The organism is Aeromonas sp., assembly GCF_051657805.1.
Classification (GTDB): Bacteria; Pseudomonadota; Gammaproteobacteria; order Enterobacterales; family Aeromonadaceae; genus Aeromonas.
Genome location: NZ_JBOFLJ010000019.1, coordinates 88,783 through 102,456, shown reverse-complemented (window position 1 = coordinate 102,456; position 13,674 = coordinate 88,783). Strand labels below are relative to the sequence as shown.

Here is a 13,674-nt window from a genome sequence, read left to right as displayed (position 1 = left end):
GGTCAATCCTGCCGAAATCCGCCGATCAGCCCCTCGGCCAGCCAGAGCTGCAGGAAGCAGCCGGCCCGAAAGGCGGCCACCTCTTCCCCGAGTCGCTCTCCCAGGTGCAGGCAGAGGCTGGCGAAGGTCTCCCGCCGAAACAGATCCTGCACCGCCGTGGCCTCGTCGAGCTCCAGGCTGCGATAACGGCTCAGGCGCTCGCCGTCTCGCCAGATGAGGCAGAGGCTCGGATGCGCCTGATACTGGGGGGGAGGCGGCGCCTGCTCGTCCTTGAGCGCCTTCCAGACCGCCAGGGTATTGAAATGCTGGGGATGCAGGTCGGCCGACGGCACAGGGACGAAGCGCATGCCGGGCCAGGACTCGGCGGGTTGGCGCTGGATCTCGCTCAGGGTCAGAGGCTTTGCATCGGCGGCGTCGAAGGCGGCGCGAAGGCGCCACTCGAAGTCGGCGAGTTCCGCCACCTGGGGATGTTCGGCGAGGGCCTGTTCGAGGTAGTGGGGGAAGCTCGCCCCCAGTGCCCGCAGGGTCCAGCTACGGGGCGGGTGCTGCGCCAGATAGCCGAGGCAGCACTGCTCGAACAGCTCATCTCCCACATAGGCCCAGGTCTGCTCGAAATCCTCCTGCAGACACTCCAGCAGCCGGCTCTGGTAGGCGTTGGCATAGATCTGCCAGCGCAGTTCGGCGGACAGGTGGCCTGCGACAAGGGGAACGGGTGGAGAGTCGGGTTGTTGCAACAGGCCCTGCATGAAGGCCTGCTGCAGGGCTTGCAGTTCAGCGGGCACTGGCATGGGGCACTTCGCGATGGACCTTGCCGGTGGGCCAGTGGGGGGAGGCGATGCGCCTGGCCTGGTTCAGCTCCGCCACCAGCTCAGCGAAGGGGGGGATGTGATCGTCGCGCTCTATCATGGTGCTGACGGGGCCGAAGCGGCGCACCGCCCGCTCGAACAGGGACCAGACCGGATCGACTATGGGGTGGTCATGGGTATCGATGACGTAGTCGCCATAGTCGCTGTGGCCGGCGAGGTGGAACTGTACCACGGCCTGGGTATCTATCTCGTCCAGATAAGCGTTGGCATCGAAGCCGTGGTTGCGGCTGCTCACATAGATGTTGTTGATGTCGAGCAGCAGCTTGCATCCGCTCTGCCGACTGAGCTGGTTGAGAAAGCCCTGCTCCAGATACTCGTCCCCCGGGAAGGCGAGGTAGGTGGAGGCGTTCTCCAGCACCAGGGGACGACCGAGGTAGTTCTGCACCCCATCGATGCGATCGATCAGGTGGGTCAGCACTGCATCCGTCAGGGGGAGGGGGAGCAGATCATGGCTGCTCTGGCCGCCCGCACCGGTCCAGCAGAGGTGATCCGACAGCCAGACGGGCTCTATGCTGCGCATCAGCTCCCGCAGGCGGGCGAGGTAGTCCATGTCGAGGGGGTCGGTGGAGCCTATGTTCATGGAGACCCCGTGCATGACGATGGGGTAATCGGCGCGCACGCGATCGAGATAATGGCGCGGCTTGCCCCCCGCTACCATGAAGTTCTCCGACAGGATCTCGAACCAGTCGACGCCTTTTGCGCCATCCAGTACATCCTGAAAGTGGGGGGGCCTGAGCCCGAGACCGAAGCCAAGCCAGGGGAAGTGGTGCATCCAGACTCCTTGGTTGAGAGGCCTTAAAAAACAGGCCGGTAACCCCTCGCAGGGACCGGCCATGGCAAGAGCTAGTGGTCAGCTTAGCGAGTTTTCCCGCCCTTGGCGTTGCACTCTTCCCGGGTCATGCTGAGGAAGCCCTGGCCCTTGCAGGCGCCCTGTCCCTTGCAGCTGTTCTTGGCGGTCTTGCAGTCGTTGTGGCCCTTGCAGCTGTTCACTCCCCAGCACTGCACCTGATCTTCACCGTGTTGTCCGGTATTGGCGGCCATGGCGGCACCGGAGAGGGAGACGGCGGCCATGGCCAGAGCGGCACCGGCCAGACAGTTGAGGGTTTTGCGGGTTGCGTGCATCTTGTTCTCCTTGGTCATGTCGTCACTCTGCCCGTATTGGCCGAGTGTCCGTGTGACGTCATCGGGTGAGGCGCGGCCTCCGGTACTGCACTCAGGGAGGTGTGGCTCACTGACCCTATTACGATCCGGTTCGAACCCTTGGATCACTCTGGGCCCCGATGACGACGCTCATTGAACAAGACCGTGGCGAGCGCGATTTACATTCAAATTGCATGCATCTTTTTTGCGCGTCAGAGTGAGACGTCCGTTAGCCATGGGCTGGCACGGCGGTGCTCATGGTCTGATCGATCCCCATTTCACCCGTTGCGCACCAGATCTGCCGGGGTAGTATCTGGGCAGGCCATGAGAGCCATAAACAGGGAGGTGAGATGAGCAAGCGAGTATTGATCACCGGCGGCAGCCGGGGGATAGGGGCGGCGACAGCCCGTCATCTGGCGAGGCAGGGCTATGATCTCTGCCTCAACTATCGCCAGGGCCGTGAAACTGCCGAGGCGCTGATGGCGGAGATCCGCGAGCATCATGGGGTGGCCTGCATAGCATTGCAGGCGGACGTCAGCATCGAGGCCGAGGTGATGCGGCTGTTCGAGGAGATGGATGAGCGGCTCGGCCCCATCACCCATCTGGTGAACAACGCCGGCATCTTGCAGCCACAGATGCGGGTGCTGGAGATGAGCGCCGAGCGCATCAACAAGACCCTGACCACCAATGTCACCAGTTATTTCCTCTGCTGCCGGGAGGCGGTGCGCCGGATGACGGCCGGGGGCGCCATCGTCAACGTCTCCTCCGCTGCCGCGCGCCTCGGCTCCGCCGGTGAGTATGTGGATTATGCCGCCTCCAAGGGGGCCATCGACGTGCTGACCAAGGGCTTGTCTCTGGAGGTGGCAGCCCAGGGGATCCGGGTCAACGGGGTGAGGCCCGGGTTTATCTACACCGACATGCACGGCGATGGCGGTGAACCCGGCCGGGTGGATCGCATCAAGGGAAATATTCCACTGCTACGAGGTGGTCAGCCCGCGGAGGTCGCTGCCGCCATCGCCTGGCTGTTGTCGGATGAGGCCTCCTACGCCACCGGCACCTTTATCGATGTGGCGGGCGGGCGCTGAGAGGTGTGGGGAAGGCTGATCTTCCCCAAACACTGAGGGCTCATAGATGAGGGCCATCAGTCGTTGATCCGCAAAGATCACTATTTCACGACTGACGCTATGGGGTGTCTGGTCTCTTGTTTGTTCTCAACGGTTTGTTCGCCACAAGCAGCCCCATGTCTGCTCGGCATTGAGGTGTCGTCTGCACAGTGATTGAGTCAGACCCTCGTTCAGTTGAAATGAGTGCGAGTCAGGTTACTGCCTGACTCGCACCCTGGGACTGGCGGGCAATCAAACAAACTTGGCCAGGGGATCGGCGGCGGCAAAGGCCTCGTCGCGATTAGGCTTGGGCGGATAAATCAGCTCGTTGGTGATGGCGATCTTGAGTTTCTTCGCCTCTTCGCGAACCAGTTTCACCTGCTGATCCCAGCCTTCGGTATAGACGGCGCCCCAGGCCCCCAGATCAAGGCAGGTCACATAGTTGACCTGGCGATAAGGCAGCGCAGTGACGCCTAGCAGACTGGCAGCGACGTTGTGTCCGGCGAATTTCCCCAACTGGATGGCGTGCTGGCAGGTCACCAGCGCCGTGTTGCCGAGGTCATCCGTCTTGGCATGGGCCATGTCGCCCGTGGCGTAAATATTCGGATGACCCGGGATCTGCAGCTCCGGCGTGACGATGAAACGCCCCTGCGCATCGCGCTCGGCGGCGATGGATTCCCCCAGTGAACTGGCCTTGACCCCGGCGGTCCAGATCACGGTAGCCGCGTCAATCCGGCTGCCATCTTGCAGCGTCACCCCGGTTGCATCCACCACTTCCACGCCCGTATTCAGTCGCCACTCCACACCCAGCTCATCGCAGGCGTTGCGGATCACCTCGCGCAGCGCTTCACTGTACTGGCCACCGACGACAGTACCACGCTCTACTACGATCACTTTGGTATTCGTATTGACGCCTAATAGGGCCTTAAGTCGTGAAGGCAGTTCGGTGGCCAGCTCGATCCCGGTAAAGCCACCGCCACAGACCACGACAGTGTTGCGTGCCGGACTGTCTGGCTGGGTTGGCAGGGCGTTCAGATGCACTTCGAGGCGCTGCGCCGTCTCCAGCTGATCGATGTCGAATCCATATTCGGCGATGCCCTTGACGCCGAATCTGTGCAACTGGCTGCCGCCGGCGAGCACCAGACGATCGTAGGCAATGCAGGTCATCTCGGCTTGAGCATTGCGATACCAGACCCGGTTTTCCTGGCACTCCACCCGGTCAGCACTGCCGACAATGAAACGGATATCGAGGGCCTCGAACAGGGGCCTCAGATCGGCGGTCAGCGAGGCTACATTCGCCTCATAGAAACGTGGCCTGACCCGTAGTTCGGGCTGGGGGGAGAGCACGGCTATCTCCAGCTCATGGCTACCCTGAAGATGTGCCAGGCGGGCGGCACCGACGGCGGCCCACATGCCGGCAAAACCACTGCCGATGATAAGAATACGTTGCTTCATGTTTTTCCCTTCCAAAGGTACAGGCTGATTTGTCTCGATATCTACGACTATACTTATCCGAGTTAACTGCGACAAGATCTTTCTGAGTATCTGCTGTACCATCAGCAGGACGAACGAGATGGAGCAAGCAATGGCGTTTTACAGTTCTGGTGTGGAATACGGCATTCACAGCCTGATGAGCATGGTCGATGCGAAAGGCAACGAGCGTGAGCTGAGCGTGCGCGAAATGGCAGAATTGCAGAATGTGCCGTACGACTATCTGGCCAAGATCTTTACCCGCCTCTCCCGGGCGGGGTTGGTGGTGAGCTCGGAAGGCAAGGGGGGGGGATTTCGACTCGCCCGGGCCAGCGAGCTGATCACAGTGTTGGATGTGGTGCAGGCCATCGACGGGGACAAGTCGCTATTTGAATGTCGCGAGATCCGCCAGCGACTGGCCCTGTTTGACGAGACTCCCCCCGCCTGGGCCTGCGACGGCCCCTGCGGTGTTCGCGCCGTCATGGATGGCGCCCAACAGCGCATGGAGGAAGAGCTGGCGCGGTGCAGTATCCTCGACCTGGTGTGCAAGATGTACCGCAAAGCCCCCGATACCTTCACCATCGAGGTGAAACAGTGGATCAGCGATCGTCGCAGCAAGGCCGCCACCCCTGAACGGGAGTGACCTGTTTGAGGGCATCTCTCGCCAAGGCAGCCTTGAGGGGAACCGAGAGATCGCCTTGAGGTAAAGTTCTGTCAGTCTTGGGCTTTGGGGTCCAACGTTATAGCTCTGCCGCCACCAGGGATTGGAAGGCCACTTGAAACAGGACCCCACCATGAGGGCTCCATGGATCCCTAGGCCTTTCAACACCAGCTGCCTCTCTTCCCATGACTGACCTTGTACCAGCGCCCTGTTGCTCAACATGAGCTGGTCGTCCCCCATCCGATGGCTTCATTGATCACCCGGTTGCCGGCATGTCGTTGCTGCCAGCACCCGGCTATCCGCGTCGATGTGGCACAGTTTGACTCCCTTTGTCAGCCCCCCAGCCTGGGCTGTCATCGTCCTGTCCGTCGGGCGCGCTGTGTGGAGCACCCTCGCCAGCACAAAGCTCCGTCAGCCTCCCTCGAACCGGCGCAGTAGACAGCAGATCCTGCAGTTGCCCCCACCGGACGGGGGGGTGGCCACATCAGATGGGCAAATCCACGCGCATCCCCCCTTGGCTAGACTGGGCCAGTCGTCTTATGACACCCATTTGGCACATTTGCCCGCAACTCTATCTGGAAGGATCCGATATGAAACCCTTGTTGACCGCCCTATTGCTCCCCCTGCTCCCCTTCGCCGCGCAAGCCGCCGAACCCGTCTGGATCACGGTCGGTGCCGACAGCGGCGTCGAACTCAAGCAGGTCAAGGCCAAGCTGACCCCATTGTTCAGCGCCAGCGGCGCCCCGATCCAGCTGGCCCAGGTCGAGGCTAGCGAACTCGGCACCCTCTCCCACCTGATGCACGAAGGTCACCAGCGCTGCGGCGGCTACGTGGTGCACAGCACCCTGGCCGACGCCCTGCAGAGCATGGCCCAGCCCATCAGCCAGAACCTGTTCAACGCCCCGCCGCTGACCCAGGGAGCCAGCGTCAACCGGCTGTTGCCCTATCTGGATCAGGGCAACATAGTCGGCACCATCAGCCAGCTGGCCAGCTGGCGCAACCGCTACTACACCACCACCACAGGGGTACAGTCGGCCGACTGGGTGGCCGGCCAGTGGCAGAGTCTGAGCGCCGCCCTGCCCTGGGCCAGCGTCAGCAGGGTCAAGCACAGCGGCTATCCGCAGCAATCCGTGGTGCTGACCCTCAAGGGCAGCCGCTACCCGGACGAAGTGGTGGTGCTCGGCGGTCACCTCGACTCCACCGCGGGCTCCGCCCCCAACAGCCGCACCCTGGCGCCGGGCGCCGACGACGATGCCTCCGGCATCGCCACCCTGACCGAGGTGTTGCGGGTCATCGCCGAGCAGGGCCGCCAGCCGGAGCGCACCCTGCAGTTCATCGGCTATGCGGCGGAAGAAGTGGGGCTGCGCGGCTCCAAGGACATCGCCACCCGCTACAAGGCAGCCAACACCAAGGTGCTGGCGGCGCTGCAGCTGGATATGACCAACTACCAGGGATCGGCGGAAGACATCGTCTTCATGACCGACTACACCGACAAGGGGCTGACCGGCTATCTGGCCCAGCTGCTCGACGCCTATCTGCCCCAGATCCGCTATGGATACGACAGCTGTGGTTACGGCTGCTCGGATCACGCCTCCTGGCACAATCAGGGCTACCCGGCCGCCATGCCGTTCGAGTCGCGCTTCAACGACTACAACCCCAACATCCACACCGCCCAGGACACCTTGCAGAACTCGGATCCCTCGGCCGCCCATGCCCTCAAGTTCGCCCAGCTGGCCACCAGCTTTGCCATCGAGATGGGCAAGATAAACTGAGACGCCAGGGGGAGATGAGCCACGCAATGAAAGGCTCTGTCCCCATCAGGTGTGAGGGGACAGTTCAGCAAAAGAGGGCGCCAAGGCGCCCTCTTTTTATTGTTCAAACCGGGGTGATTTCACACCCCCAGCAGTTGCTGCCAGACCCCCTCGACCAGGCCGCGCTCGGGCAGCAGCTGGTCATCGCTGACCTTGCGGGAGATCTCCGACAGGTTGAGGCGATGGCCGAGGTTGCGGATCTCCAGATAGGCGTGTTTGAGCCCCTCTGCCTGCTCCAGGGTCAAGACCCCCGTCAGCACGCACTCATCGAAGATGCGCACGTTATCGGACCAGCGGGTCAGGGTATCCGGCTCGCCGCTGGCGTGGGCCAGCACCAGGTACTGGGCGATGAATTCGATGTCCACCATGCCGCCGGGGGACTGCTTGAGGTCGAACTCCCCCTCGCCGGCTTTCAGCAGGTGATCCCGCATCTTCTGGCGCATCTCGCGCACTTCCCTGGCCAGGGTCGGCAGGTCCCGATCCTTTGCGAGCACGGCCCGGCGGATGCGGGCAAATTCGGCCACCACGGTTTCGTCCCCATAGATGGGGCGGGCCCGCACCAGCGCCTGATGCTCCCAGGTCCAGGCCTCCTGCTGCTGGTACTGCTCGTAGGCGGCTAGGGATGAGACCAGGAGCCCCGAGTCGCCGGAGGGGCGCAGCCGCATGTCGATCTCATAGAGGATGCCGGATGGGGTGCGGGTGCTGAACAGGTGCAGGATGCGCTGGGCCAGGCGCAGGTAGAACTGGCGGCTGTCGATGGGCTTGCGACCATCGGTATAGCCGTTGGGATCGCCGCCGTGCAGGAAGACGAGATCCAGATCAGAGCCGTAGCCGAGCTCGATACCGCCGAGCTTGCCGTAGGCCACCACGGCGAAGCCGCGCCGGTCGCTGGTAACCTCGGGGGGAACGCCGTAACGCTCGCTCATCTGGGTCCAGGCCTGATTGACCACCTCTTCCGTGATGGCCTCCGCCAGCCAGGTGAGGTGATCGCTCACCTTCATCAGCGGCAGGGCGCCGGCGATGTCGGCCGCCACTATGCGCAAGAGTTGCACCTGCTTGAACTGGCGCAGGGCCTCCATCTGCTGCTCCACGTCCTCCTCCGGGATGCGCAGCAGGAACTGGCGCAGCTGGGGCTTGTACTGATCCAGGGGGGTGGGGTGGTAGAGGTGCTGGGGATCCAGCAGCTCGTCCAGCAGTATGGGGTAGCGGGCGAGCTGCTCGCTCACCAGGTGGCTGGCGTCGCAGAGCCGCACCAGTTGGCGCAGGGCGGCGGGGTTTTCCGCCAGCAGTTGCAGGTAGGCGCTGCGGGTGAAGATGCGGGTCAGCAGGGTGCAGACCCGCTCGAACAGGCGGGCGGGCTCCTGGCTCGCCACCACCAGCCGCAGCAGCTCGGGCATCAGCCAGTCCAGGGCGATCCGCCCCTGGGGGCCGACCTGGCGGCGCTTGTACTCTTCTTTGAAGCGCAGCAGGGCGGCGCAGAGCGGAGCCGGATCGCTTACCCCCTGGCTGGACAGCAAGGCCTCCAGTTCGCTGGCGTCCAGCTCGGTGCGCCAGAGATCGAGCCAGAGTTGCTCCAGGTGGGCGGGGGCCTCCTTCTCTTCCCCCACCACGGCGACGAACTCCAGGTGGACGGCGGCCATCTCCTCATCGAGGTGGGCCATGAAGGTGGGCCAGTCGGTGAAGCCGAGGGAGGCTATCAGCCGTTGGCGATCCCGCTCCTCGGTGGGCAGGGTCTGGGTCTGCTGATCCCCTATCTCCTGCAGTATGTTCTCGACCCGGCGCAGGAAGCGGTAGGCGCCGAGCAGCCTCTCGGTGCGCTCGGGTTCCAGGGCACCGCTCTGGGCGATGGCGGCCAGGGCCTCGGGCAGGTGGCGCACCCGCAGGGCAGGCTCACGGCCGCCGCGAATGAGCTGCAGCGCCTGGGCGATGAATTCCACCTCGCGGATGCCGCCGGCGCCGAGCTTGATGTTGCCCTCCAGCCCCTTGCGGCGCACCTCGGCGGCGATCATCGCCTTCATCTGGCGCAAGCCGTCGATGACCCCGAAGTCGATGTAGCGGCGAAACACGAAGGGGCGCAGCAGCTCGGTGAGGGCCTGGGCGTGCTCGCATTGGGGCCCCAGCACCCGCGCCTTGACCATGGCGTAGCGCTCCCAGTTGCGGCCGTGGTGCTGGTAGTAATCCTCCATGGCGGCAAACGAGATGGCGAGCGGCCCCGCCTCGCCGAACGGGCGCAGCCGCATGTCGACTCTAAACACCTGGCCGTCGACCGTGCTCTGATGCAGCGCGTTGATCAGGCGCTGGCCGAGCTTGATGAAGAACTGCTGGTTCGCGAGTTCCCGCCGCCCGCCGACGGTATAGCCGTTCTCCGGGAAGGTGAAGATGAGGTCGATGTCGGAGCTGAAGTTCAGCTCGCCGCCGCCGAGCTTGCCCATGCCAAGGATCAGCAGGGGCTGGGGATCCCCGTTGCCATCCACCGGGGTGCCGAGCTCGGCGCACTGTTTGGCGTAGAGCCAGTCACGGGCGCCGCAGATCAGCGTATCCGCCAACTTGGTCAGGTGGACGAAACTCTCCTCCACCTCGGCATGCCCCAGCAGCTCGCGCCAGGCGATCACCAGCATGCGGCTGCGCCTGAACTGGCGCAGGATGCGCTTGAGCGCCTCCTCGTCTTCCACCCCGGCGAGTAGGGCCGCCAGATCCGGCTCATAGGCGGGCCAGCGCTCGGGTTGTTCCAGCGCCCCCGAGGCCAGCGTTTCGGCCAGCAGCGCCGGCTGCTTGATCAGGCAGTCGGCGACAAAGTCGGAGAGACCGAGCAAGACGAGCAGGGTCTGCTGCTCATTGGGCAGATCCCCATAGGCTGGGCTCAGGTCGAGCAGCCGTTGCCACTGGCGCTGGGCCTGCTCTTGCAACAAGGGCGGGAGAAGGGGGAGAGACGCTGGGGTGAGAGATGCATGCTGGGCCACGGTAGCCGTCCTTGTGATTCACGGGTCTGCAGAAAAAAGAGAAAACGCCGGCAGCCAATCTATCATCGCCGCGCAGCCCCGTCACAGGTCCGGGGCGAGAAGCTTGATCCGGCGAGGGAAAAGGATGGTCGGCGTGGCTCAGGGGCGCTGGTAGATCTCGGGATCGTATTTCTCCATCAGGCTCTCCGGGCGGGCAGGGGACGCGAAGCCAAAGCCGGCGTAGAGCCCATGGGCATCGGCGGTGGCCAACATGAGACGGCGCAGCCCCTGCAACTCGGGGTGGGCGAGGATGGCGCCGATCAACGCCTTGCTGTGACCCCGGCCACGATGGGCAGGCAGCACGAATACGTCGGAAAGATAGCCGAAGGTGGCCCTGTCCGTGATGACCCGGGCGAAGGCGATCTGCTGGCCCGCCAGATAGCCGCCGAAGCAGAGGGAATGGTTGATGGCCCGTTGCACGGTGGCAAATGGAATGCCGGGGCTCCAGTAGGCCTCCTCGGACAGGAAGCGGTGGATGAGCGGCACGTCGAGCCGCCCCTTGTCGTCGCTGATCTCAAGCGCAAGTTCTGTGGTCTGCATCCTGGCTCCTTGCCGTGGCATCAATAAGAAAGGCCCCTTGTGGGGCCTTCAGCGTACCAGATTGATGCCGTCAGGCCAGCTTGAAGGCCTGGATATGCGTGTCCAGGGTCTGGCTGTGGTGCTCCACCAGTTGGGAGGCCTCCTGCAGCTCCCGCAACACCACCACGGATCCTTCCACCACCTGCTTGACCTGCTCCAGGTTGGCGCTCATCTCCTCGGCCACCGAGCTCTGCTGCTCGGAGGCGGCGGCGATCTGGCGGTTCATGTCCGCCACACCCTGTACCCGCTGCACTATGGTGGCGAGCTGATCGCCGGCCTGGGTGACCTGTTCCACCCCCTTGTCCGCCTGTTGCACGCTCTCGGCCATCAGGCCGACGGCCTGGCGGGCGTTGCCCTGCAACTGCTCGATCATCTTCTGGATCTCGACGGTGGCGGCCTGGGCCCGGTTTGCGAGCTCCCGCACCTCGGAGGCGACCACGGCGAAACCGCGTCCCGCCTCACCGGCACGGGCGGCCTCGATGGCAGCGTTCAGGGCCAGCAGGTTGGTCTGCTCGGAGATGCCGCGGATGGTGTCCACCACCGAGCCGATGCGATCCACCCCGTGTTCCACCTCGTTGACCACGGTGGAGGAGCGCTGGATGTTGCCGGACAGGGTATCGATGGTGTTGACGGTGGCGGCCACGCAGCGGCTGCCCTCCTCGGCCAGCGCGCTGGCGTCGGCGGTGGCGTGGGAGGCCTGCTCCGCATGGGCCGCCACCTCGCGAATGGCGCCGACCATCTGGCTCATGGCGCTCGCCAGCTGTTCTATCTGGGTGAACTCCTCGTTGATCGCCTCGTTCGCCTCCTCCATGCAGAGGGTCACCTGGGAGGCGATGTCGTTGAGCTCCTTGCAGGCGACGCGCTGGGTGCCGAACACCTCCTTGAGGTTATCCTGGGAGTGGGCGACCGCCTTGGCGATGTCACCGAACTCGTCGCGGGACTTGAGCAGCACGCTGTGGCTGAGATCCTTGCGGGCGAAACGCTCGAGCAGCCCCACCAGGTAGTGCACCTGTTTGACCATGAGGCGGGAGCCGGTCAGCAGCAGGATGACGAAGAGCACCCCCATCAGGGCCGTCTCCATCAGCCCGGTCCAGAGCAGGCGATCGGAGATGGCATTGGCCTTGGTGGCCTCTATGCCCTCGGCCAGCAGGGTGGCCTCCAGATTGCTGGCATCGAACCAGAGTTTGACCAGCAACAGGAGGGTGCTGAACACCATGAGCAACACCACCTTGGGCACCAGACGGATATTGCTCATGCGCCGTTCCAGCAAGTTCAACTGCATAATCTTTCTCCTTTCAACGTCCATTTTTCCTTTGTCGTCATGGCTATCGGCATTATCTTCCTTTTTGTTACTTGGCACTGCGTTTAAAGTTGGAAATTGTATGCGACATCACTTAAGTCACCTGCGCGCCATGGATCTGCTGATGGCGTTTCTGTCGGTGATCTCCGTCACCCTGGTCTGCGCCCGTTGGTGGGGGCATGGGGATCTGAGCCCCCAGACCCGGCAGCTGTTCTATGACCTCGACAGCCTCATCTGCTATTTCTTCCTCGCCCACTTCGCCTATGGCTGGGTGCGGGCCCCGGATCGGATGGCCTTCTTCAAGGCGAACTGGTTCTATCTGCCGGGCAGCCTGCCCATGGTGGAGCAGCTGCGCTGGGCGCGGTTGATCCAGCTGTGGCGGGTCTATCAACTCATCCGCAACGGGCCGGATCTGCTCGGCATGTTCCGCCGCGAGCGCAACGAGACCACCCTGTCCGGCATACTGTTCCTGTTCTTCCTGCTGCTGGGGGTGGGATCCGGCGTCATCTACTGGCTGGAGGCGGGCCATCCGGGCAGCGAGATCCAGACGCCCTACGACGCCTTCTGGTGGACGCTCGTCACCCTATCTACCGTGGGGTACGGGGATCTGGTGCCCAAGACGGAGGAGGGGCGTTTCGCCGCCAGCCTGCTCATCCTGTTCGGGGTCGGCCTGTTCGGTGCCATCAGCGGTTTCATGGCCAGCCTGTTCGTGCGCCCGGGCAAGACGAGCGATGAGGAGGGTCAGTGGCAGCGCAGGCAGATCGAGCAGCAGGATCAGTTGCTGCAAGAGCTCAAGGCGCTGCGGGAAGAGGTCAGGGCGCTGAGGCAGCGCTAGGGGTTGCCATCGGCGTCAGTGGAGGCCTGCTCTTCGGCTGGCGCCCGCGGCGGCGTCTGGAATGGTCGCGTGGCGGTGAGGGCAAGATGCGAGCCAGCTCGCAGGGCGGGGGAGGGCAGCTTTCTTTGCTTGTCCTTTGACCCGCCAGCAGCTTAACATTCCGCCTGTCACCTAACTCAACGAAGAGAATCGATCGACCATGCGCGCCCTTCTCGGGATTTTGATCTGCTTGTGTGCCCAACAGGCACTGGCCGATACCCGTTATGTTTCAGACAACATCTTTACCTATATCCACAACGGCCCGGGCACCCAGTACCGGATCCTCGGCAGCGTCAAGGCCGGTGAGCCCCTGGAGGTCAAGACGGTCAACAACGAGGCTGGCTTCACCCAGGTGGTGGACGGTCGTGGCCGCGAAGGCTGGATCAAGAACAGCGAGCTGCAGGGCCAGATCAGCCTGCGCGAGCGCCTGCCCCAGGTGGAAAAAGAGCTGGAAGAGGCCAAGGCCCGTCTGCTGAACCTCAACGGCGACAACGAGCGTCGTTTCGCCGAGAAGGATGGCAAGATCGCTGAGCAGACCCAGGAGATCGCCAGCCTGAAGGCGAAGCTCAACAGCCAGGGCAGCGAGATCGGGGACCTCAAGGAGCAGAACGAGGCCCTGACTCAGAGCTACGACAACCAGGAGCACGACATGCAGATGGACTGGTTCATCCGCGGTGGTGCCATGGTGGGGGGTGGCATCCTGCTGGGCATCTTGCTGCCAATGTTGCCGCGTCGTCGCAAGAGCAGCGAACGCTGGATGAACTGATCCGGCTGGATATTTGAAGAGAAAGGGTCGCCATGGCGGCCCTTTTTGTATGGCGCATCCTCCGGGGCGCTGCCTTCCCGTACCATGTCGGGGGTCGCCATGAGG

Annotated in this window: 12 protein-coding genes; 5 read left to right on the top strand and 7 right to left on the bottom strand. The window is 63.5% G+C overall.

Annotation, left to right across the window (positions count from 1 at the left end):
- Positions 1-2: 2 nt before the first annotated feature.
- The 3 genes from ACRCYW_RS06095 to bufA2 form a co-directional block, all read right to left on the bottom strand.
- Positions 3-788 carry an HvfC/BufC family peptide modification chaperone gene (locus ACRCYW_RS06095; RefSeq protein WP_438549248.1) on the bottom strand — a complete coding sequence of 262 codons (786 nt, stop codon included), beginning with the start codon at positions 786-788 and terminating at the stop codon, positions 3-5.
- Positions 772-1,638 carry an MNIO family bufferin maturase gene (bufB, locus tag ACRCYW_RS06090; RefSeq protein ID WP_438549247.1) on the bottom strand — a complete coding sequence of 289 codons (867 nt, stop codon included), beginning with the start codon at positions 1,636-1,638 and terminating at the stop codon, positions 772-774. Before bufB ends, ACRCYW_RS06095 begins: the two co-directional genes overlap by 17 nt.
- 83 nt (positions 1,639-1,721) lie before the next feature.
- On the bottom strand, positions 1,722-1,988 hold the full coding sequence (gene bufA2 / locus ACRCYW_RS06085) for a BufA2 family periplasmic bufferin-type metallophore (protein WP_438549246.1): 267 nt from the start codon (positions 1,986-1,988) through the stop codon (positions 1,722-1,724).
- Positions 1,989-2,356: 368 nt separating this feature from the next.
- Between bufA2 and ACRCYW_RS06080 the strand changes: the two genes are divergently transcribed.
- Complete coding sequence (locus ACRCYW_RS06080; protein ID WP_438549245.1) at positions 2,357-3,091, top strand: SDR family oxidoreductase; 735 nt, start codon at positions 2,357-2,359, stop codon at positions 3,089-3,091.
- 270 nt (positions 3,092-3,361) lie between these two features.
- Here the strand turns inward: ACRCYW_RS06080 and ACRCYW_RS06075 are convergent, their stop codons facing one another.
- On the bottom strand, positions 3,362-4,564 hold the full coding sequence (locus ACRCYW_RS06075) for an NAD(P)/FAD-dependent oxidoreductase (protein ID WP_438549244.1): 1,203 nt from the start codon (positions 4,562-4,564) through the stop codon (positions 3,362-3,364).
- A 130-nt stretch (positions 4,565-4,694) separates the two neighbouring features.
- Between ACRCYW_RS06075 and ACRCYW_RS06070 the strand changes: the two genes are divergently transcribed.
- Entirely contained in the window at positions 4,695-5,222 is a 528-nt protein-coding gene (locus ACRCYW_RS06070) for an RrF2 family transcriptional regulator (protein WP_438549243.1), read from the top strand.
- Between the two features lie 608 nt (positions 5,223-5,830).
- On the top strand, positions 5,831-7,012 hold the full coding sequence (locus tag ACRCYW_RS06065; RefSeq protein ID WP_438549242.1) for a M28 family metallopeptidase: 1,182 nt from the start codon (positions 5,831-5,833) through the stop codon (positions 7,010-7,012).
- 119 nt (positions 7,013-7,131) lie between these two features.
- Here ACRCYW_RS06065 and glnE read toward each other — a convergent pair whose 3' ends face one another.
- The 3 genes from glnE to ACRCYW_RS06050 all read right to left on the bottom strand — a co-directional run bounded on the left by glnE (position 7,132) and on the right by ACRCYW_RS06050 (position 11,911).
- Positions 7,132-10,011 (bottom strand): bifunctional [glutamate--ammonia ligase]-adenylyl-L-tyrosine phosphorylase/[glutamate--ammonia-ligase] adenylyltransferase, encoded by a 2,880-nt coding sequence (gene glnE / locus ACRCYW_RS06060; RefSeq protein ID WP_438549241.1) that lies wholly within the window; start codon positions 10,009-10,011, stop codon positions 7,132-7,134.
- A gap of 138 nt (positions 10,012-10,149) precedes the next feature.
- Positions 10,150-10,590 carry a GNAT family N-acetyltransferase gene (locus ACRCYW_RS06055; RefSeq protein ID WP_438549240.1) on the bottom strand — a complete coding sequence of 147 codons (441 nt, stop codon included), beginning with the start codon at positions 10,588-10,590 and terminating at the stop codon, positions 10,150-10,152.
- 70 nt (positions 10,591-10,660) lie between these two features.
- Complete coding sequence (locus ACRCYW_RS06050; protein ID WP_438549239.1) at positions 10,661-11,911, bottom strand: methyl-accepting chemotaxis protein; 1,251 nt, start codon at positions 11,909-11,911, stop codon at positions 10,661-10,663.
- Between the two features lie 31 nt (positions 11,912-11,942).
- On the opposite strand from ACRCYW_RS06050, the gene ACRCYW_RS06045 reads away from it, so the two are divergent.
- Both ACRCYW_RS06045 and ACRCYW_RS06040 read left to right on the top strand, forming a co-directional pair.
- Complete coding sequence (locus ACRCYW_RS06045) at positions 11,943-12,764, top strand: potassium channel family protein (protein ID WP_438549238.1); 822 nt, start codon at positions 11,943-11,945, stop codon at positions 12,762-12,764.
- Between the two features lie 199 nt (positions 12,765-12,963).
- Positions 12,964-13,569: a TIGR04211 family SH3 domain-containing protein gene (locus tag ACRCYW_RS06040; protein WP_438549237.1), complete on the top strand. Its 606-nt coding sequence runs from the start codon at positions 12,964-12,966 to the stop codon at positions 13,567-13,569.
- Positions 13,570-13,674: the final 105 nt, after the last annotated feature.

Bases quoted from the DNA above. Each gene is read 5' to 3' on its own strand.
- ACRCYW_RS06095 (WP_438549248.1), bottom strand. From the start codon at position 788: ATGCCAGTGCCCGCTGAACTGCAAGCCCTGCAGCAGGCCTTCATGCAG.
- bufB (WP_438549247.1), bottom strand. From the start codon at position 1,638: ATGCACCACTTCCCCTGGCTTGGCTTCGGTCTCGGGCTCAGGCCCCCC.
- bufA2 (WP_438549246.1), bottom strand. From the start codon at position 1,988: ATGCACGCAACCCGCAAAACCCTCAACTGTCTGGCCGGTGCCGCTCTG.
- ACRCYW_RS06080 (WP_438549245.1), top strand. From the start codon at position 2,357: ATGAGCAAGCGAGTATTGATCACCGGCGGCAGCCGGGGGATAGGGGCG.
- ACRCYW_RS06075 (WP_438549244.1), bottom strand. From the start codon at position 4,564: ATGAAGCAACGTATTCTTATCATCGGCAGTGGTTTTGCCGGCATGTGG.
- ACRCYW_RS06070 (WP_438549243.1), top strand. From the start codon at position 4,695: ATGGCGTTTTACAGTTCTGGTGTGGAATACGGCATTCACAGCCTGATG.
- ACRCYW_RS06065 (WP_438549242.1), top strand. From the start codon at position 5,831: ATGAAACCCTTGTTGACCGCCCTATTGCTCCCCCTGCTCCCCTTCGCC.
- ACRCYW_RS06055 (WP_438549240.1), bottom strand. From the start codon at position 10,590: ATGCAGACCACAGAACTTGCGCTTGAGATCAGCGACGACAAGGGGCGG.
- ACRCYW_RS06050 (WP_438549239.1), bottom strand. From the start codon at position 11,911: ATGCAGTTGAACTTGCTGGAACGGCGCATGAGCAATATCCGTCTGGTG.
- ACRCYW_RS06040 (WP_438549237.1), top strand. From the start codon at position 12,964: ATGCGCGCCCTTCTCGGGATTTTGATCTGCTTGTGTGCCCAACAGGCA.